Annotated in this window: 19 protein-coding genes, 1 pseudogene and 1 other annotated feature; of the genes and pseudogenes, 15 read left to right on the top strand and 5 right to left on the bottom strand. The window is 42.1% G+C overall.

Annotated features, from left to right (window positions below):
• The first annotated feature begins 132 nt into the window (after window positions 1-132).
• Window positions 133-726 (top strand): DedA family protein, encoded by a 594-nt coding sequence (locus BLQ53_RS04715; RefSeq protein ID WP_093726126.1) that lies wholly within the window; start codon window positions 133-135, stop codon window positions 724-726.
• Here BLQ53_RS04715 and BLQ53_RS04710 read toward each other — a convergent pair.
• Window positions 723-1,496 carry a phosphatidylserine decarboxylase gene (locus BLQ53_RS04710; protein ID WP_093726125.1) on the bottom strand — a complete coding sequence of 258 codons (774 nt, stop codon included), beginning with the start codon at window positions 1,494-1,496 and terminating at the stop codon, window positions 723-725. The genes BLQ53_RS04715 and BLQ53_RS04710 overlap by 4 nt on opposite strands.
• Before the next feature lie 86 nt (window positions 1,497-1,582).
• On the opposite strand from BLQ53_RS04710, the gene pssA reads away from it, so the two are divergent.
• From pssA to wrbA, 5 genes are all read left to right on the top strand, one after another.
• On the top strand, window positions 1,583-2,269 hold the full coding sequence (gene pssA, locus BLQ53_RS04705) for a CDP-diacylglycerol--serine O-phosphatidyltransferase (RefSeq protein WP_093726124.1): 687 nt from the start codon (window positions 1,583-1,585) through the stop codon (window positions 2,267-2,269).
• Window positions 2,270-2,581: 312 nt separating this feature from the next.
• A complete protein-coding gene (gene cstA / locus BLQ53_RS04700; RefSeq protein WP_093726123.1) occupies window positions 2,582-4,375 on the top strand; it encodes a carbon starvation protein CstA in 1,794 nt (597 codons plus the stop codon).
• A gap of 220 nt (window positions 4,376-4,595) precedes the next feature.
• A complete protein-coding gene (locus BLQ53_RS04695) occupies window positions 4,596-5,216 on the top strand; it encodes a nitroreductase family protein (protein WP_093726122.1) in 621 nt (206 codons plus the stop codon).
• 21 nt (window positions 5,217-5,237) lie between these two features.
• The gene (locus BLQ53_RS04690) at window positions 5,238-6,173 is read left to right on the top strand and encodes a ring-cleaving dioxygenase (RefSeq protein ID WP_093726121.1); all 936 of its coding nucleotides are present in this window, start codon (window positions 5,238-5,240) and stop codon (window positions 6,171-6,173) included.
• 205 nt (window positions 6,174-6,378) lie between these two features.
• On the top strand, window positions 6,379-6,990 hold the full coding sequence (gene wrbA / locus BLQ53_RS04685; protein WP_093726398.1) for an NAD(P)H:quinone oxidoreductase: 612 nt from the start codon (window positions 6,379-6,381) through the stop codon (window positions 6,988-6,990).
• Between the two features lie 42 nt (window positions 6,991-7,032).
• Here the strand turns inward: wrbA and BLQ53_RS04680 are convergent, their stop codons facing one another.
• The gene (locus BLQ53_RS04680; RefSeq protein ID WP_093726120.1) at window positions 7,033-8,007 is read right to left on the bottom strand and encodes a Gfo/Idh/MocA family protein; all 975 of its coding nucleotides are present in this window, start codon (window positions 8,005-8,007) and stop codon (window positions 7,033-7,035) included.
• A 285-nt stretch (window positions 8,008-8,292) separates the two neighbouring features.
• A complete protein-coding gene (locus BLQ53_RS04675; protein WP_093726119.1) occupies window positions 8,293-9,345 on the bottom strand; it encodes a tetratricopeptide repeat protein in 1,053 nt (350 codons plus the stop codon).
• Between the two features lie 270 nt (window positions 9,346-9,615).
• Window positions 9,616-9,887 (top strand) — a binding site (T-box leader).
• A 97-nt stretch (window positions 9,888-9,984) separates the two neighbouring features.
• On the opposite strand from BLQ53_RS04675, the gene BLQ53_RS04670 reads away from it, so the two are divergent.
• From BLQ53_RS04670 to BLQ53_RS19140, 7 genes are all read left to right on the top strand, one after another.
• Complete coding sequence (locus BLQ53_RS04670; protein WP_093726118.1) at window positions 9,985-10,830, top strand: SAM hydrolase/SAM-dependent halogenase family protein; 846 nt, start codon at window positions 9,985-9,987, stop codon at window positions 10,828-10,830.
• A 671-nt stretch (window positions 10,831-11,501) separates the two neighbouring features.
• Complete coding sequence (locus tag BLQ53_RS04660) at window positions 11,502-12,776, top strand: glycosyltransferase family 2 protein (RefSeq protein WP_244499252.1); 1,275 nt, start codon at window positions 11,502-11,504, stop codon at window positions 12,774-12,776.
• 378 nt (window positions 12,777-13,154) lie between these two features.
• Window positions 13,155-15,002, top strand: coding sequence for a beta-glucoside-specific PTS transporter subunit IIABC (locus tag BLQ53_RS04655; RefSeq protein WP_093726115.1), 1,848 nt, complete (start codon window positions 13,155-13,157; stop codon window positions 15,000-15,002).
• A 5-nt stretch (window positions 15,003-15,007) separates the two neighbouring features.
• Entirely contained in the window at window positions 15,008-16,462 is a 1,455-nt protein-coding gene (locus BLQ53_RS04650) for a glycoside hydrolase family 1 protein (protein WP_093726114.1), read from the top strand.
• Between the two features lie 30 nt (window positions 16,463-16,492).
• The gene (locus tag BLQ53_RS04645) at window positions 16,493-17,341 is read left to right on the top strand and encodes a PRD domain-containing protein (protein ID WP_093726113.1); all 849 of its coding nucleotides are present in this window, start codon (window positions 16,493-16,495) and stop codon (window positions 17,339-17,341) included.
• A gap of 170 nt (window positions 17,342-17,511) precedes the next feature.
• Window positions 17,512-17,808: a hypothetical protein gene (locus tag BLQ53_RS19145; RefSeq protein WP_244499251.1), complete on the top strand. Its 297-nt coding sequence runs from the start codon at window positions 17,512-17,514 to the stop codon at window positions 17,806-17,808.
• A gap of 116 nt (window positions 17,809-17,924) precedes the next feature.
• Window positions 17,925-18,536 carry a restriction endonuclease gene (locus BLQ53_RS19140; RefSeq protein WP_244499250.1) on the top strand — a complete coding sequence of 204 codons (612 nt, stop codon included), beginning with the start codon at window positions 17,925-17,927 and terminating at the stop codon, window positions 18,534-18,536.
• A gap of 258 nt (window positions 18,537-18,794) precedes the next feature.
• Here BLQ53_RS19140 and BLQ53_RS04635 read toward each other — a convergent pair whose 3' ends face one another.
• Entirely contained in the window at window positions 18,795-19,178 is a 384-nt protein-coding gene (locus BLQ53_RS04635; RefSeq protein ID WP_093726112.1) for a RidA family protein, read from the bottom strand.
• 105 nt (window positions 19,179-19,283) lie between these two features.
• Here BLQ53_RS04635 and BLQ53_RS04630 point away from each other — a divergent pair, with 105 nt between their 5' ends.
• Window positions 19,284-19,622, top strand: a complete 339-nt coding sequence (locus BLQ53_RS04630; RefSeq protein WP_093726111.1) for a winged helix-turn-helix transcriptional regulator — start codon at window positions 19,284-19,286, stop codon at window positions 19,620-19,622.
• Window positions 19,623-19,870: 248 nt separating this feature from the next.
• Window positions 19,871-20,053, top strand: a pseudogene (locus BLQ53_RS04625) (darcynin family protein); the annotation flags it as partial.
• 345 nt (window positions 20,054-20,398) lie between these two features.
• On the opposite strand, the gene BLQ53_RS19410 reads toward BLQ53_RS04625, so the two are convergent.
• Window positions 20,399-20,788, bottom strand: a complete 390-nt coding sequence (locus tag BLQ53_RS19410) for a DUF3021 family protein (RefSeq protein WP_093726110.1) — start codon at window positions 20,786-20,788, stop codon at window positions 20,399-20,401.
• Window positions 20,789-20,858 lie beyond the last annotated feature (70 nt).

Raw genomic sequence — 20,858 nt, 5'->3', positions numbered from 1 at the left:
AGCCAGTTGATATGGAAGCATGATGTAGAGAAAACAAGCAAATTTCTGATGGATTTGACAAATTCTATCAGAATCTTTAACCTGAAAAAGGTTTAACCAAGTTATGATATTCTGGTAGAATCGAGTGATAGAATGAATGATTTAGGTAATTTGATAGTGAATTATGGATATATTGGGATCTTTATCATCTTAGTGCTAGGAATAGTAGGCTTGCCTATACCGGATGAAGTGCTTTTGACTTATGTTGGTTATAATATCTTTATCGGAAGGATGAGCTGGATTGGGGCGATATCAGCTGCTTTAGCTGGAGCTCTGATAGGTATATCAATCAGTTATTTGCTTGGGAGGAAGCTTGGACTGCCATTTCTTCGTCGTTTTGGTCCTAAAGTACATATCTCAGACAAAAAAATTGATTGGACGCAGTCTTATTTTGAAAAACACGGTGGTTTGTTATTGATGTTCGGTTACTTTTTGCCAGGTATTCGTCATATAACGGCATACATTGCAGGTATTGCGGACTTTCGCTTTGGCAAATTCGCCATTTTTGCTTATTTAGGAGCCGTGTTATGGGTTAACATCTTTATCCTGCTCGGAATTTTGTTGGGAGACAATTGGACTGTCATGGAGACAATATTGCATGATACTACCAAGATTGTTGTTATTGGGATAAGTGTGGCAGCATTATTATTCTTCTATTTCAAGTTCAGGAAAAAGAAAACGGACTAACCAAAATGTCCGATTCTTTCTCCTACCTTAATTGATTGATTGAGAGAAATCATTGAGAAAGATAGCTGTGTGAATAATAGAATAACAGTGGACCCGAAGGAGAAGAAACCCATTTCTTCTCCTTTCTCCAGCTTATCTGATTGATAAGTCACATGGATACTATTTACGTTTAAAGCGCCGACTTTGATGACAGCGCATTTATTTTTGCCGTGCGTATCGATTTCTGTAATCTTGCGGTAGTTAGTAGTCAGGGGGCGTGTCCCATATTTTAATCCGAAGTTGTTAACAGGATATGATTTACCGCCTAATGTCCGGCTGTCGCTTATTTGTCCATTTACTGGACTGTGTATCCGGTGGTAATGGTGTGGAGAAAGATAGACTACTATATAACTACCATTATTATAGTCAGCAGCATGGCTTTCCCCACCAAGCAGCTCCGAGATGGATAGCTGCTGGTTCTTGACGGAAATGGTCATCCCATCCCTAATTGAGCCGTAATCATTGATTATGCCATCAACAGGGCTGACGGCACTGGAGGGATGATTGTCAATTGTGCGAATACCGGGTTTTAATTGTCTAGTGAAGAGTGCTTGCAGACTTTCATAGGAAGCTGGCGGATAGCGCATATCCTCCTTATTCAGCTTATAAACGGAAGTGAAAATAGGTATGAGGAACCGGCTGAACTTGGAGCTGGTAAAAGCAGCAATCCCTTTTGAAATATATTTGTTTCCAGTTAACTCTACGAGTGATTTCAAGCATAGTTTTAACACGATAAGGTAACCCCTAACATTAAATTTTAATAGTCTAACTGGAACTGTAATATAAAATTATCAATTTGTAAAAGGTGTGAACAAGGATGAACATCAAAAAACATATACCAAATGGAATAACACTAGGAAACTTATATTGCGGCTTTTTGTCAATTGGATTGACAATCGGGGATTATTATAAAAGCGCAGCATTCCTGATATTTTTTGGTATGATCCTAGATGGATTGGATGGGCGTATCGCCCGTATGCTCCAGGTAAAAAGCGATATTGGTGAACAACTGGATTCACTAGCAGATCTAGTGACATTTGGTATTGCTCCAAGTATTCTCTTTTCACATACAAATAGAATTGATGGCAACTATTTTGATTTTGCATTAGCGGGACTGTTTCTGCTTTGCGGTGCATATCGCCTGGCACGATTTAATTCTGAGTCAACAGAGGATAATTCTTATTTCGTCGGGGTGCCGATCACGGCTGCGGGAGGCATACTAGCTTTAACGACTTTGTTCTACTCGCACATTCCAGCGGCAGTTAATATCCTTATCATCAGTATACTCAGTTATATGATGGTAAGTCGTATCAGAGTTCCAAGTTTTAAGAATCTCTCCCTTCCCAACTATGGTACGTTAGTGACAGTTCTCATCGGTTTTGGAGTGCTATTAATTGATATAAGTCCATATTTACCACTCGCCATTTCCTACCTGGTTACGCCTATTTACTTTCTATATGTTTCTTATCGGGTCATCGTTTTGAGGACACGTCGTAAAGGATAAATGCAGCCCTGTCCAGCTCTCCCATCCTTTAGTGTTTGAAGCCTTTCTTGCATAAACAATACAGCCAGGATACACATTCTCTAAGAAGCAGAGCAACATTTAACAATCTATTTTTTCTAGCATATAGGAATGTTTAGCTGGCTGGTGTTTTTTGATACTACGATAATTAGTCGCCCTCTTTTGCATTTCATCCTGCCGATCCTGCAACTCATCCCCATATTTCCGCCTTCTGAATGTAAACGTTATCAATAACAACTTTATCCCGTATAGTGGTGTGGTAGATAACTTCTGCTTTGAGGGGGGGGGAACAAAATGAATGCGATTACAATGGTGATCGGATCGATCTGTATTTTGATGATTGTCTACCGCCTTTATGGAACATTCATGGCGGTAAAGGTGCTCAAGCTGGATGATTCGAAAAAGACACCAGCGCATGAGCTGGAGGATGGCAAGGATTATGTGCCGACAAACAAATGGGTATCATTCGGGCACCATTTTGCGGCAATTGCGGCAGCGGGTCCGCTTGTCGGTCCGATTTTGGCTGCGCAGTTCGGCTACTTGCCTGGTTTGCTGTGGCTATTGATTGGTGCAGTTATCGGGGGAGCTGTCCATGATATGGTCGTTTTGTTCGCATCCATGCGGCAAAAGGGAGAATCCGTTGCGGAAATTGCCAAACGGGAACTTGGTCCTGTGGCGGGATTTTGTACAGGACTGGCGATGCTGTTCATCATCACGATTACGATGGCAGGCTTATCCTTGGTTGTTTTGCATGCATTGGAAGAGAATCCGTGGGGGACATTCTCGGTTGGTATCACGATTCCGATTGCCATGGCTGTTGGATTGTATCACCGCAAAACGGGTAATCTGAAGCTTGCTACCATAGTTGGTTTTGCGCTGATCATGGCAGGCGTATTCGTGGGACCGCTTATCGTCGATACGCCACTAGGGGACTTTTTGACATTAGATGTAAAGACATTATCCATTCTTTTACCGATTTACGCATTCTTTGCGGCAGCACTGCCGGTATGGCTATTGCTGGCACCGCGTGATTATTTGAGCAGTTTCCTGAAAATCGGGGTGTTCCTGGCTTTGATCCTTGGGGTATTCGTGGTGAACCCCGGAATTCAAATGCCTGCTTTCACAGAGTTCATAGGCGGGGGAGGACCAGTGATGAATGGTCCTGTATGGCCGTTCATTTCGATCACGATTGCATGCGGTGCGATTTCAGGTTTCCACGCATTTGTTGGTTCCGGTACGACGCCGAAGATGATCAATCGCTGGAGTGATATCAAGCCGGTCGGTTTCGGTGCGATGCTAGTAGAGTGTGTGGTCGGTATCATGGCCTTGATCGCAGCGACAGCTCTTCATCCGGGAGACTATTTCGCGATCAACTCCACGCCAGCTGTATTCCAGACACTCAATATGAGTACGGTAAACCTGGCAAGCTTGAGCGAATCCATCGGACTTGATCTGGAAGGCAGGACTGGAGGAGCCGTTACATTGGCGGTCGGGATGACGTTTATCTTCACGTCAATCTCATGGTTCGACAATTTGGCATCGTTCTTCTTCCAATTTGTGATCATGTTCGAGGCATTGTTCATCCTGACAGCAATCGACTCCGGTACGCGTGTCGCCCGCTATCTGATTCAGGATTTCGGCAGCGTGTTCTACAAGCCGCTCAAACGCGTCGACTGGCTGCCAGGTAATATATTCGCCAGTGCGCTAGCTTGCTTCCTGTGGGGATACTTGCTGTTTTCCGGGGATATCAGCTCTGTCTGGGCACTATTCGGCGTATCCAACCAGCTGATGGCTTCCATCGGTTTGATCATCGGGGCAACCATCATTTTGAAAATTGCGGATAAGCGCCGTTATATGCTAACTTGCTTGATCCCGCTTGCGTACTTATACGTAACGGTTAACTACGCTGGTTACTGGATGGTAACGAATGTCTACTTGAATGCAGATACAGCAGGCTATAATGTATTGAACGGCGTTCTGTCGATCATTATGCTGATCCTAGGGCTCGTCATCATGGTGACAGCTGTTCGCAATTGGATGCAGAATTGGAATCGTCCGGATGTAGCGTTGAGAAGGGAATCTATATAAAAGGGGGAAAGGCCGGCGTATGGTGCCGGTCTTTTTGCATACAAAAAAATATTGATAATAACTTGTTGACAGAGTGATTTTAAATGATATATAATTATCTCGAATTCGAGATAAACATCTTCTAGCAACATCATATTTTTTTAGCCTAATATCTCGAATTCGAAACAAATGCTTTATCTGTTATATCTCGAATTCGAGGTAATTGAGGAGATGAGAAAAAATGGCGCAATTTACCGAGTTAATCAACCAGAGGAGATCTGCAAGCAACTTTCTTCCGGATCACCCAATTTCGAAAAATGAACTTGATGATATTTTCAACTTAGTAAAGCTGGGACCATCAGCATTCAATCTGCAGCATACGAATTACGTCGTTGTATTGGACCAAGATAAGAAACAAAAAATAAAAGACGCCGCAAATGGACAGTACAAGGTCGAAAGTGCCTCGGCAGTCATTCTTGTACTAGGAGATAAACAAGCCTTCCATCAAGCTGCCGACATATATAAAGGCTTGAACCTGTTAGGTGTCATCAATAAACAGGAATATGATCTGATGGTGAACGATACAGTCTCCTTCTATGAAAAGCGGGGAGAGGAATTTCACCGGGACGAAGCAATTCGAAATGCTTCCCTGTCTGCCATGCTATTCATGCTGGCGGCCAAAGAAAAAGGTTGGGACACTTGTCCGATGATCGGCTTTGATGCCAGCAAAGTAAAAGAAATATTGCATGTCCCTGAACAATATGAAGCTGTACTCATGATCACTGTCGGCAAAGAGAAAACAGCAAGTAGAAAACCAAGAGGATATCGCAGGCCCGTCAGTGAATTTGTCAGTTATCAATAAAGGATTAGGGAGGGATTATAAATGACAAAACAAACGCAAGGCATTCATCATATCACCGCAATTGTTGGCCACCCGCAGGAAAACACCGATTTCTATGCTGGAGTCCTTGGACTCCGCCTCGTGAAAAAGACAGTGAATTTCGATGATCCGGGAACATATCATCTTTACTTTGGCGATGAAAAAGGTAAACCAGGAACGATCATCACTTTCTTCCCGTGGCCGAACGCCTATCAAGGTAAAATCGGCGATGGACAAGTCGGAGTTACTTCCTATGTCGTACCAAAAGGTGCACTGACTTTCTGGGAGAACAGACTGACAAAATTCGGGATAGTTTATAGGAAAAAGGAACGCTTTGGTGAGGTGTATTTGCAGTTTGATGATGTACACGGGTTACATTTGGAAATCGTGGAAAGAGAAGCAGGCGATGCAAACACATGGACATTTGGCGGTGTGACGCCGGATGTTGCGATCAAAGGATTCGGGGGCGCCATCCTTTATTCCAGAAGACCTAGTGAAACAGGGGAGCTGCTCGAACAAATGGGTCTTGAAAAAGTCGGCGAAGAAGGCAGCTATATCCGTTATCAGGCAGCTGGTGACATCGGCAACATAATTGATATCAAACAGACAACGAGCGGCAGGAGCCAAATGGGTGTCGGAACTGTCCACCACATCGCATGGCGCGCAAGTGATGATCAAGACCAGCTTGATTGGAGTGAATATGTATCGAGCTTGGGTTATGGCGTGACACCCGTCCAGGACCGTAACTATTTCAATGCTATCTATTTCCGGGAGCACGGCCAGATTCTTTTTGAGATTGCAACGGACCCACCAGGATTCGCGATTGATGAATCGGGGGACACAATGGGTGAGAACTTGATGCTGCCGCTGCAATATGAACAGCATAGAGAAAAAATTGAGAACCATGTGCTGCCGTTTGAAGTGAGGGAACTGGATTAACCGCGCATATCTTCTGATGAAGGAAGTTCACCCTGATATCTCGAAATAGAGATGATTAACATAAGAATTACATGTTGAACTATTGAAGCAATCAATGGGGGTGGTTCTTATAAATTAACGAATAGAAGCAAACTATATAAGAGGAGTGTAAATATACATGGGATTTTTGGATAAATTATTCGGAAAAACAAAGGAGAATGAAACGATGGAAAACGTTAAATTGGCAATAGTTTATTACAGCATGGGTGGCACGAACTATCAAATGGCAAAATGGGCAGCAGAAGCAGCAAAAGAAGCAGGTGCAGAAGTAAGAGTACTGCAAGTACAAGAGCTTGCGCCACAATCCGTCATTGATGCAAACCCAACGTGGAAAGCGCAAGTAGAAGCAACAAAAGACGTACCAGTGGCAGCTTCTGATGACTTGGAATGGGCAGATGCTATCATCTTCAGCGTACCGACACGCTTCGGTAACATGCCATCCCAAATGAAACAATTCCTTGATATCCAAGGCGGTCTATGGGCAAATGGCAAAACAGTGAATAAAGTAGTCAGCGCCATGACATCCGCACAAAACCCCCATGGTGGACAGGAAGCAACATTGCTTTCCCTTTACACATCCATGATGCATTGGGGCGCCATCATCGCGACACCAGGCTATACAGATCCGGTTCTATTCGCAGCTGGAGGAAACCCTTACGGCACAAGCGTGACTGTCGGCCAAGACGGCAAGATGATCGAAGACGTGGAAGCTGCGGTGAAACATCAGGCAAAACGTACAGTTTCTGTTGCAGAATGGGTTAAAAAAGGGAACCAATAATGATAAAAAGGACACTTCGCGTTTAAGAAGTGTCCTTTTATTTTAGTTTATATTGACATTCATTTGTTGCCTTGCCTGGTCAAGTATCTCCATTGTTATGATGGAATTCTCCCATGTATTGATCGAAGACTGCTGTTTGTTCGTTTGGATGAGCTGAATGAATTCAGCTATTTCGTAGTACATCGGATCGTATTCCTGCGGATTGCTGATATCTTCTTTCGTTCCGTCAGGCCAATGTATTTCCGTACCCTTGGGGCTGCTTATATGATGAACGACTATCGTACCTTTTTCGCCGATGATCTCGGTGGGCAGATAGGAATTCGTGATACACGAAAACATGACACTTGCTTTGACTTCTTCATATTCAAGCTGCATATGCCCATGACCGTCGACACCCGACTCAAGGACGGTTCCGATCGCCTGAATGGAGGTTGGTCTGCCGAACAGCGCAACCAAGGGGGCAATCGTGTACACGCCAAGATCCATTAAAGCGCCGCCGGATAATGCTGGATTGAATAGATTTGGCAGTGATCCCTTCTTCAGATCATCGTAAAATGCAGCGTATCGGCAGCTTGAAGAAAAGTAAGATCGTACAGGGCCGATTTTATGCAGATGTTCCCTGACTGCCAGAAAGTTCGGCATACATGTTGACTTCATGGCTTCCATGAGAACGACGCCTTCTTCTTCTGCTTTCTTGATCATGGATGATACTTCCGTACTGTTGGAGGCAAATGGCTTTTCGCAAAGTACATGTTTTCTGTTTTCCATAAACAAGATTGCCTGCTTTGCATGCAAAGCATTTGGTGTCGCGATATAGACGGCATCAATTTCTTCATGCCTTGCCATCTCCCAGATATCAGTAAACGATAAAGGAAGCTGATGCTTCTTGGAAAATGCTTGTCCTTTTTCTTCCGAACGGGAGTAAACAGCTGTGACATTGAAATCACCATGCTGTCTGCCAGCTGCAATGAACCTCTCGGTTATCCAATTTGTTCCAACAACGCCAAAATTGATCAATCTGCGTCCACATCCTCTCTGGGGTGTATACAATTTTCTTATTAAATAGCTGAAGAAACGAGTTAATTTCCGTTTTTTAATGTTAACCTTGGCTGCAGTAACATACCTGCACAGGAAGATGAGTTATAGTAAGTGGAACGTTTACTCAAAGGCTTATTCCCATCTGTTAGGGATGATTTATTCAATAGATTCAAGAAAAATTGATGCTTCCAAGTTCCGTTTGCATTTCCGCAGTATCATGATGATTTGCATATCCTACGATGAAAAATACTTTCTTCTCCTCTTTTACTTAAGAGTCAGCAGATAATACTTTAATGCAAGTTCGTATTCCTTCTTTTCCGTGTAATAGTGTGCTAACTCTTTTGAGAATACCCTGACATTGTAAAAGTCCTCCACATGATGGAAATAATCTATTCCCTCCTGCCAGACGCTTTCAAAATTCAATCTGTCTTCATGCTTTTTATGGAGCATTGCGAATTCCCATTTCTTTATCATATTATCTTCTTCAATGCTGATTCGAAATCCTTCTTTATAGATTTCCATCGCTTTGGAAGGTTGATTGGTTTTCCAATAACAATCAGCTAATAAGTATAGGATTTTCAATTTGATACGGTCTTGTTTTCCTTGTAAGGCGGCGTTGAGGTAGGGAATGGCTGCAGCAGGCAGATCACGCTCTGTATACAGCACACCGAGATTAAGGTTCGCAGAAGATAGGTAGTTTTGATTACCGATTTTTTTAAAAGTTGCTAAAGCCTTCAGCAGAAATGCTTCAGCTGGTTCGTAGTTAAGTTGATCCATATGGTTTGCACCCTGCAGCATCTCTGTGCGAGCCAGCAAAAATTCCAGACTATCAGAAGAACTGAACTCTTTAGCGGCTCTTGCAGCGTGAAGAACCGATAGATTGGTAACATCAAGAAAATAGAAAGTCATAGCTTTCCGAAGGTGGAACTCACCTATCCATACTGGATCTTCCAGCTGCTCTATGTAATTTTCGGCTTTCTCAAAGTAAAGAAGTGCACTTTGATAATCTCTTTTATCGTAGAAAAAAATACCTTCTGCCAGGTGCAGGAAGTATCGATGGGTATCATTGAAGTGAATAGCGTATTCCTTGGCATTCTCAAGCGAGAGCATGCTATGCTCGGTGTCTCTCCTTGTCAAATAATGATGGCTTTCAAGCAGATAATATGTGATAAGTGTTTCGACATCAAACGCATTAATATGGTTCTTAAGCTCTTTATGGATACTTTCGGCAGATTCTTTATGATCAAATCGAATACTGACAGCCCATTCATTCATTACAGCTGCAATAGTAAGGTGATTCGAGATGTTCCGTTCCATCAAGCAAAGCCCCTTTAAAAAGTTAGTATGAAAACAATTCTACCAGTTTTTGTCGGTTGTTAGCGAAGTGGATTTTTTCAATGTTTATGTGAGTTTAGTATTTTTGTGCTGGGGTTCGGGAAATTCTTCCGTTTGCTTAACGGAAGAAAGGAACAAATAAGTCAATTTGCGGTTCAGGCATGGAAACAGTTTAACATCTTAAAGAAAAGACTTGCATACTAATTCCCATCAAATTATAATAATCAATAAATTAGTAATTGAAAGAATATTTAAAAGATGATGAAGAGAAAAAGTAAGATTCAGGCATTCTACACAGAGAGCTTCGGCAGCTGAAAAGAAGCGATTATGCGGATCTGAACAATGGTCTCGGAGTTCCGTGCTGAAAACACTATTTTTGTGCCAGTAGGTTCCGGCGAGGGTTGGTACTCGTTATCCACACCACAGTATAAAAGGGGACTATTCCTTTGTGCTTGATGAGGCTGTCATGCGTAAGCATGCAGTAAAGTAAGGTGGTACCACGTGTGCAGAACCACGTCCTTATCCAATTGGATAAGGACGTGGTTTTTTTGTTTTATTCAACCGTAACCAATTGATTATTCGGTAAATAAAATTGTGATGAATGAGAATGGGGGAGTAAACATGGGTGAATTTCTAGTTTTACAAACAGATTTCGGATTGGGTGATGGGGCTGTCAACGCAATGTATGGGGTGTCATTATCAGTAGATCCCTCAATAAGGATTTTTGACCTTACACATGATATTCCGCCGTACAATATTTGGGAAGGCGCCTATCGTCTTTATCAAGTGATAGCGTATTGGCCGGAGAATTCGGTATTCGTCTCTGTCGTTGATCCCGGTGTGGGAACTGAACGGAAGAGTATCGTCGTAAAAACTCAATCCAATCATTACATCGTAACACCCGATAATGGAACACTGACACAAATAAAGAAACATATTGGCATTAAAGAGGCTAGATTGATCGATGAAGAAAGAAATCGTCTGCCAAAATCAGGAGAATCGTACACATTCCATGGCCGTGACATTTACGCCTTCACAGGCGCACGGCTGGCTGCAGGCGTGATATCGTTCGAAGAAGTGGGACCAGTGATTGCTGTAAAGGAAATTATCGAACTGCCGGTAACGGAGGCGGTCATCTCCGAAGAAGTTATTACGGGTAATATCGATATTCTTGATATTCGATTTGGCAATCCATGGACGAATATTGATCGTGAGCTGTTTAAGCAATTACATGCAGAATATGGGCAATCATTTGAAGTGAAAATTGAAAATGGCACAAGACAGGTATATAAAAACATTATGACCTTCGGCCGTTCATTTGCAGACAGCCATTTGGGCGAACCGCTGCTTTACGTGAATTCCCTAGATAAAATCGGTGTTGCCTTGAATCAAGGCTCATTTGCACAAGCGTATCACGTGCAATCAGGTCCTAACTGGAAGATATGTATTCGGAAAGTTATTTTATAGCAGAACGACGGTTGTCACAGTATCGTTACAGGGGACTTTTTCTAAATAAGATTGATAGGCGCCTGCTTTATAAATCCAAGTACGCCTTATTTTGTTTTTCCTTTGAGTATAAACTGAAGAAGAATTAAAAAAATACCAAGTATCCCTCGGGTTTTTCACGTTTTCAAGGAAGATCATATGCACGTTGTTTTTTACCATAAGCTGCCCTGCCTAGTCATTGGAAAAGTGCTTTAGAACACCGAACTTTGTACAGCAGCCATCATTAGGCTGCTTATTGAGGCATGCTGCGTTTTTTATTGAACATTTAATAAAATCTTAATAGAAATAGCCTTTAAGAACACAAGCCAAGTTTGTTACATTCTGTATGTAGGTACAGAGAAAAGAATTTTATAAGATGGTTATCGTACTTGCTATCAGCTTATTTCAAAATGATTAATAAGAAAGGCAGTTCATTAGGTATCCGAAGTTGGTGTATCTACTGAGCAGGATGGAGGACTTCACTCGCAGCATCGGAAGCAGTCACAAGGTAAGGGATGAGTCTGGGGCTCATATGTTTTTTACAGATTCTTAATTAAATATTTAAGAAACAAATTGTTTTTGCAAAGCAGAAAAATAAAAAACTATACTACCGGGCTAGATTCTGAGATGTGGGGTGTATGATGGTCAGAGACGTGTTAGATATTTTAAGTCAATTTGTTCTTTACATAGGAATATTATTTTCGCTGATTTTTGTCTATAAAGTGGTGTACATCCTTATTGCGTTCAGAGCAAGAAGGGAAAAACACCAAGAAGGGAAGGAAGTTCCGCTTCGTAAATATGCTTTTTTAATTCCGGCTCGGAATGAGGAACTTGTCATTGGGCAGCTGATCAAAAGTATTAAAAACCAGAATTATCCGAAGGAATTGTTTGATATCTATGTGATAGCTGACAACTGCACGGATCGCACAGCCCAGTTTGCCAGGGAAGCAGGAGCGATCGTCGCAGAGCGCTTTAACCAGAAGCAGGTCGGGAAGGGGTACGCACTGAACCATTTACTGAACGTCATTGAGACGGATTATGCTTCCAAACGCTATGATGGATACTTTGTATTTGATGCAGATAATCTTCTGGACGAAAACTATATAGTGGAAATGAACAAAACCTTTGATCAAGGCTATAAGATCATTACAAGTTATCGGAATTCCAAAAACTATGACCAGAATTGGATCACTTCTGGATATGCACTCTGGTTCTTGTATGAAGCGGAATTTCTTAACCGGCCAAGAATGTATCTCGACACGAGTTGCGTCATTTCAGGAACGGGGTTCTTGGTTCATTCGGATATCATTAAAGAAAATGGCGGCTGGGTGCATCATCTTCTTACCGAAGACATCGAATTTACCGTCTCCCAGATCATCAAGGGTGTAAAGATAGGATACTGCGGGCATGCCGTATTCTATGATGAGCAGCCGACTACATTCAGTCAGTCCTGGAAGCAGCGATTACGCTGGGCAAAGGGATTTTATCAGGTGTTCATGAATTATGGGAAAGAGCTGTTCCTTGGTATGATCCGCGGTAAAGGATATCGCTTCTCCTGCTTTGACATGATGATGACGATCTTGCCGATAGTGATTGTATCCATGCTCAGCCTCATCGGAAACGCATTGATATTTTTACTCGTTCCATTCGAAGGAAAAGGACTGATCCAGACGTATCTGATAGGGGGATTGACCGGCATTTTGTGGGTTTATTGCCTCCTATTCGGAATCGGCCTAGTCACAACAATCATGGAGTGGAAAAAAATCCGCTGCCCAGGCTGGAAAAAGATAGTTTATCTATTCACTTTTCCGCTTTTCCTATTTACGTATTTGCCAATATCCATCGTAGCGCTATTCAAGAAAATTGAATGGAAGCCGATACCTCATACAGTTGTGAAATCGCTTGATGATCTGCGCTCAAGGTCGTAAGTTGCAAAGACTTTACATCCTTCACTAATGGAGGAGCGCGAAATTTAACCAGACCTATAATATGGGTCTGTTTTTTTATGATCAAACGTAGATTATCACTTTTGACAACTTCCCTTAATCCAAATCAAATGTCAAAAGGCGAATAAGCTGGGCTGTTTTAATTCTCCGTAGAAAACTTTAAGCCTTTTCATATTAATCGAATAAAAAATGTTGACGCTTACATTTTTATCGCCTATACTGAAGTCAGTTAAATATAAACCATTAGACATGTGACTGGTAATGCAGGCAGGATCTAATTCGGCAAGATATTTCATTTGCCGTATTAGGTCCTTTTTTGTTTTCTTTCTACCCGTCGCATCGAGGAAGAGAGGGTTAGGAATGGATTACAAACAGGTCGCAAGAGATGTTCTGCAGCATATTGGGGGCAAGGAGAATATCGCCCACCTTGGTCATTGCTCGACGCGTCTTCGTTTCTCGCTCGCCGATAACAAGAAGGTGGATATAAAGGCGCTGGAGAGTACACCAGGTATCATCGCTGTCCGAATGACAGCACAGTGTCAGGTTGTAATCGGGAATGATGTGATTGAAGTTTACAATGAGCTGCAGAAGCTTGTTGGGGATGTTGGCGGGGAAGAAGCTGCTGAACAGCCGAAAGAGAAAAAAAAGATTGGCGCTGCCATTCTTGATTTCATCGTCGGTGTGTTCCAGCCGCTTGTACCAGCAATAGCCGGCGGCGGTATCTTGAAGTCACTTCTACTCTTGCTTGCTTTGTTCGGAGTCATGGATTCCGATAGTCAGACGTACCAGATCTTGAACATGGTCGGCGATGCACCATTATACTTCCTGCCATTGCTAGTTGCAGTCACAGCAGCTAATAAGCTGAAAGTAAACGCACTCGTTGCTTTATCAGCTGTCGGAGCTTTACTCTTACCGAATATGGCTACGATGCTTGCTGAAGGAGCGCAGCTGTTTACATTTGATCTGAAGAATATAGCGTATGCGTATCAAGTCTTCCCAGCTATCTTGACGGTCCTGTTATATGCACAGATGGAAAAGCTGTTTACACGCATTTCGCCGAAACCGATTCGGATTTTCTTCGTACCAATGATGTCTCTGCTTATCACTGTTCCGATTGCCTTACTCCTCCTCGGTCCAGCAGGTTACACATTTGGTCAAGGCTTCGCCGGTGTAATTCTTTGGGTATTTGAGTATGCTGGCTGGCTGGCAGTAGCATTGCTCGCATGTGTTCTTCCTTTCATGGTTGCAACTGGCATGCACAAAGCAATGATCCCATACGCTGTTACAACTATGGGAAGTCTTGGCCGCGAAGCACTTTATATGCCGGCATCCCTAGCACATAATATTGCCGAAAGCGGCGCCTGCTTTGCCATCGCATTGCGCACGAAGGATAAACGACTTCGTACAACAGCTGTATCTGCTGGTATCTCAGCATTCTTCGGAATCACAGAGCCTGCACTTTACGGTGTTACATTGCAAAACAAAAAAGTACTCGCGAGTGTTATGATAGGAGCATTCGTAGGCGGTACATTTGTCGGAATCATTGGGTTGCAGGCATATGTCCTCGTAGGTCCAGGACTAGCCAGCATGAGTATGTTCCTGTCGGAGGACTTGCCGCGAAACATCGTATACGCAGCGATCGGGTTCGTCTTATCGTTCGTCGTCGCCTTCGTTGCTGCCTTCATACTGGGCAAAGACAAAGAACAAGTGCAGCCAGAAGAAGAAAAGTTCGCGGAGAAAATCGGGAAAGGTGAAACATTCACCAGCCCAGTAGCAGGTAAAATGATACCGCTGTCAAAAGTGGATGATGAAGTATTCTCATCCAAAGCAATGGGTGATGGTATCGCAGTGATCCCTTCCAAAGGAGAGCTATACGCACCAGTAGACGGCGAAATCTCGATGATTTTTGAAACAAACCATGCGCTCGGCATGAAGACAGCAACAGGAGCGGAAATATTGTTCCACGTCGGACTCAATACGGTACAGCTTGGCGGGGAGCATTTTACGCCACGGGTCCAGGTTGGCGATCAAGTGAAAGCAGGCGATGTGCTGCTCACATTCGATCTCGAGAAAATCAAAGCAGCCGGCTTTGATCCAGTCACACTCGCAATCATTACGAATACCGACAAATATGATGTTCAAATCAACAAACAAGAAAACGTTACCCATCAGGACAAGCTGATGGTCATTACCCAACTAGGAGGCTGAATCAGATGACATTTTCAAAGAATTTCTTATGGGGCGGCGCCATTGCCGCCAATCAGGCAGAGGGTGCTTGGAATGTAGACGGCAGAGGTATGAGTGTTGCCGATGTAGCGAGCTACCGTTCCGATCTGAGTCTTGATGATTACGAAGGCCATGTAGCAATTTCCTCCGAGGTCGTCCAAAAAGCGATGGACGATCCGACCGATAAATATTATCCAAAACGCCGTGGTATCGATTTCTACCATCATTACAAGGAAGATCTGGCATTATTCGCTGAAATGGGCTTTAAAGCATTGCGTGTCTCCATTGCCTGGAGCCGCATATTCCCAACAGGAGAAGAACAAGAGCCAAACGAAAAAGGTCTCCAGTTCTATGATGATCTGTTCAAGGAAATGAAAAAGCACAACATTGAGCCGATTGTGACGCTGTCCCACTATGAAATGCCATTGGCACTCAGCGTAAAATACAACGGCTGGGTCGAGCGCAAAGTAATTGATGATTTTGTCCGCTTTTCCAATGTGTGTTTCCATCGCTATAAGGACTACGTCAAATACTGGCTCACATTCAACGAAATTGACAGTATTAACCGCCATCCGTTTACAACAGCAGGCATCATTCCAGACAAGTGCCCAAAAGGCAAAGAAGAAGAACAGGTATATCAAGCGCTGCATCATCAGTTTGTCGCTTCAGCCCTTGTCACAAAAGACTGCCACGAAATCATCCCAGGCAGCCAGGTCGGCTGTATGCTGACAAAGCTTACAACATATCCGAATACTTGTAAGCCGGAAGATGTGGAAATCACGTTGAAGAAGAATCTGCAAAACTACTTTTATGCTGATGTTCAGGTATTCGGGGAGTACCCGCGCCTGACACAGAAAAAGCTCGAGCGCAAAGGCATCCATATCAAAATGGAAGAGGGTGACTTGGAGATCCTGAAGGAAAACACAGTCGACTATCTATCCTTCAGCTACTACATGTCCCTGACAGAGTCTATGGAAGATGGCTTGGAAAAAACAGCCGGTAACACAGTTAAGGGAGTCAAAAACCCTTATCTACCAGCTACTGACTGGGGTTGGCAGATAGACCCGATTGGATTGAAGATCAGTTTGCTGGAGCTGTATGATCGCTACAGAATACCGCTTATCATCGTGGAAAACGGAATGGGTGCCAAGGACGAAGTGGAAAGCGATGGCAGCATTCATGATGATTACCGCGTCAATTACTTCCGTGAGCATTTCCGTCAAATGAAGGAAGCAGTCGAAGAAGGCGTGGAGCTGTTTGGCTACACTAGCTGGGGCCCTATCGATATTATCAGTGCCGGCACGTCCCAAATGTCGAAGCGCTATGGCTTCATTTACGTCGACCAAGATGACGATGGCAACGGCACACTCGCGCGTACCCGCAAGGATTCCTTCTACTGGTACAAAAAAGTGATTGAAAGCAATGGGGAAGACCTCGACTGATAGATACACAGCAGAGGATAGGTGAGGCCGATGATTAAGATCAAAAAAGTGCTCAATTCCAGCGTTGTGCTGGTAGAGGGCGAGGAAAAGCAAGAATATATCTTATTCGGCAAAGGAATCGGCTATGGGCAAAAAGCCGGCAGCATCATCAAAGAGGACCAAGCTGACCAAACATTCATGCCGATTGAAAATATCAAAACTAAGGAGTTCCTGCGTCTGCTGGACTCCATCCCACAAGCATATATTGACCTGACGCAGCAGATCGTCCAGCACGCCGAGCAGCAACTTGGCACCAAGCTGAACACCGGCATCTATTTCACATTGATGGACCATTTGCATTTCGCAGTGGAACGCCATAAAAAGAATATTAATATTACGAATCGCGTGTTCTGGGAAATCAAGAATTTCTACCAGGAGGAATTCGAAATCGGCACGTATGCGTTGGAGCTGATCAACAAGCAGTTCCAAATCGAGCTGCCGAAAGAGGAAGCAGCCAATATCGCTTTTCACCTAATCAACGCCCAAGGCGAAAAGCAGGAATCCAACGACGGGATGAAATACGCCAAAATGATCGGCGGCATCGTCAACCTCGTCCGCTACGCCCTGCAAATCAAAATGGACACCGACAACATCCATTATGGCCGCTTCATCACGCACGTGAAATTCTTCGTCGAGCGCTTCTACGCAGACAGCATGCTCGACGACCCGGAAAATCTTTTGTTCGAACAAATCGCCAACCTGTACCCGCAAGCCATGGACATCGCCTTCAAGATCGAAAACTACATCTCGCAGGTGCACGGCAGTATGCTGCCGAAAGAAGAGCTGGCGTATTTGGCAGTGCATATTTATCGGTTGGCGTCTTATCAGCAGTTGAAATGAGAGCAGCCCCTTCTGTGAAAGTAGGAGGGGCTATTTCTATTAGAAGAGGTAATAAATAGATATAAATTAACTTAATTGATTTAAATGGTAAAATATAGATGTTTCTTAGAAGCTAAAGTTATATGGAAACAATAGTTTAACTACATATTTTAGTAAAAAGGGGTCAAGTTATGACAGTTTGGTTATTTCGTGCTGGTAAACAGGGGGAGTATGAAAACAAGTTTTTGGAAGATGAAAGAATTTATTTGACTTGGGATGATTTGAATATTAATTTGAAAGAAATTGCCTCCAAAGAAGCACTGTATAAGCGTTTAGTTGAGCACTATGAATTAGATAAAGAGAAAACAGCAATAAACTGGGCCTCTCAGATTTGGCCAATTGCCAATGCTATGGAGATTGGTAATCTAGTTGTATTGCCATCAAAGTTTAACCGTACAATTCATGTTGGCGAAGTAACCGGTGATTAGTTTACGAGGAATCATTAGGGAGTCCTTACTTTCATTATCGCAAAGTAAATTGGTTTGCTAAGGATATCCCCAGGGATAGATTTGATCAAGATATTTTATATTCATTAGGTGCATTTATGACTGTCTGCAAAATACATAGAAATAATGCAGAAGAACGTATCAATGAAATGCGTAAAAATGATTGGTATGTACCTGAAAATAAAAATGTTACAGAATTAGTGGAAGAGAATGAAGAAACTGCATCTATTGATCTAGAAGAATATATTTATGATCAAATCTCTGAACGAATCATCCAGCGTTTTAAGGGTCATAAGATGGAAACCCTAATTGAAGAGATATTAAAAGCAAAAGGGTTTACAACATACAGAAGCCCTGAGGGCGCTGATAACGGTGTGGATATATTAGCAGCATCCGATACACTGGGCTTCGGGGCTCCGCGAATTTGTGTACAAGTAAAGACATCTGATACACCACTTGATAGACCAACATTAGATCAATTGATAGGTACAATGAGCAATTACAGTGCTGATTATGGCTTGTTAGTTTCGTGGAGCGGTTATAAGTCATCTGTCACTAGAGAAATTCCTAAACAATTTTTCAAAGTACGTCTGTGGGATTCTAAAACGGTTATTCAACAAATCTTCGAGAACTATGAAAAATTAAGTGACGATATCAAAAAAGAGATACCAATTAAGAGAGTTTGGATGTTAGGTAGTGAAGCGGAATAAAGGCGTCGATTGACATCATATCAGCAGTTGAAATAAAAAAGAGCAGAGAAACCCGATCAAATGCAAATCTTCCCATACAGATTTGTAACATAGGTCGGGTTTTCTTTTAGTTGGCATGCTTTTGTCCCATTCTCTTATTGATGTAAAAGTAATGTATAACTCACGAATTTAATTTTAATTTTTTGATTCCATATTAAAGTGCTTTTCGTCACACACATTATAATGGTAGTGCGATTCGTAGAATACAATGCGTCTTTTTTATTCGGTGTGTGCGATAGCTGAGATTTCAATCAACTGCTCTGGAAATGCCAGGTAGGTGACGCCGATGAGGCTGCCTGCTGGCCGATGAGTATCTAGGTATTCCTTGAAGAGGTTAATAACGGACTCGGTATGCTCCTGGGGATTAGTTAAATAGACTTCCACATAAGCAAGATTGGACTTTGTGGCACCCAATTCCTTCAGTACATGATCAAGATTTTCGAGCGTTTGTCGCGTCTGGGCTTCGATATTATCCACGCCGATGAATGCGCCGTCCTCATTATGTGAAAATTGGCCTGAAACGTAAATCGTACCGTTCACGCTGTAGCCTTGACTGATACCATGATCCCAAAGGTCATGGTTATAAATTTTGATATCCTTCATGTTTTTCTCTCCTTTTATTTAAATTAAGGTAAGTATAAAATGAATAGAAAAAGGAAAATAGTACGCACTTTTTTTATAGATACTACCAGAAAGGATAGTGTTCATATGGGGATGGCTGATTATAAAGGGAAGGGAAATATCCAAGAGACGTCTTTTGGTTATACGCTTTCCGTTGTTGGAGGTAAGTGGAAAATGCTCATCCTTTATCTATTGGCAGAAAATCAACCCGTTCGTTTTAATGAAATGAAAAGAAAGCTAGAGCCAATCACTTACAAGATGTTAAGTTCCCAGCTTAAAGAATTGGAAGCGGATGGGATGGTCAGGCGTAAAGAATATCCTCAAATCCCCCCTAAAGTGGAGTACAGTCTCACACCTAAAGCAGAAACGCTATTACCTGTTTTGGAGCAATTATGTGAATGGGGAGAAAAAAACCGTAATAATTAACTCCTGTCTGTATAGCTGTCCAAATGACAGGTATTGTTTCAAAAGATTGAGTGCAGCTGATATGCAAATCGTCAATCAAAAGAAGCTGGTCACATCCTATCGAAAATCAATACTAAACAGAGCCCTTCTGTGAGAGCAGAGGGGGCTGTTTGATACTTGAATTATGCTGATAGTAGAAAGATTATATAGAAAATGGAGAGTGCCAATTCTTGGATGAAACAACAGATCCATATTGTATGTTCCAGAACATGGACTACACAGACTTTGTAATTTGCGAAACAGAGGATATGAAATTTTATCATTTTATGTGGGAAGAAATTCGAGACTCGATTCCATACACAAACGGGTATATGAAAATTAAGGATGTTATTATGGGTATGGAAAATGCTTTTCAGTCTTATGAGAAGGAAATGTTGGAGCTTGATAAGTAACTCAGGATTATAATTATAATGATGCATAAAGAAATAGTCCTCCCTCAGTTTTCGGGAAGGCTGATTTCTTTTTAAGCTAATTTCTTTTATAAGTGACAGGCCTGTTGGTGAGCAGGTTCTTCGGGGTTTTCGGATTATAAAAGGTGAACCGTACCATAAGTAAATGAGATTTCCATAACAATATTTACTTTTAGGGATTCGGCATTATCTAACATATCCTAAGTCTTGTCATAAACACCTCCTAATGAATTGATTAAGAGGTGTTCTATATTAATACCGTATTTTAAGGTGAATGAGTAAAAATTAAAGAAGGTTGAGACATTGTAACAGGAAGGACATAAGCCTTTAATTGGATTTTTGATTTTTTATAAATCTATTTCGAAAATAAATGATTAAATATGTTGTTAAAAATAATACGATTCCTACTTTATTAAACTGGAAATAAACTTCCAACACGTTTTTAAAAGAATCTGTTGGGTAATAACCGCTCAGAATTAGAGTCGGAAAAACAGTAATCAGCATTACCAGATAATGAACAATAATTTTTCTGGAGAATTTCCAATGTTTAATTTCATAAATTACGCTCGACAATCCTAAGAAAAAAAATATTAAACCATAATTAAAGAAAATGTTTGAATTAGTTGGAAATTCCTCTGTTTTATTCCAGAATGAAATTATTAGTAGGAAAATAAAAGGGATTAATCCTCTAATTAATCCCTTTAAAAATAGTTGCATTTTAATTTCCTTTCTTAACTTTTGATATTATTAATTTTAAACTCATAGTAAAAATTAGGTCTTTTCATAT

It is taken from the genome of Terribacillus halophilus (assembly GCF_900101385.1).
Classification (GTDB): domain Bacteria; phylum Bacillota; class Bacilli; order Bacillales; family Amphibacillaceae; genus Terribacillus; species Terribacillus halophilus.
This window is presented reverse-complemented; position numbering and strand designations above follow the sequence as displayed.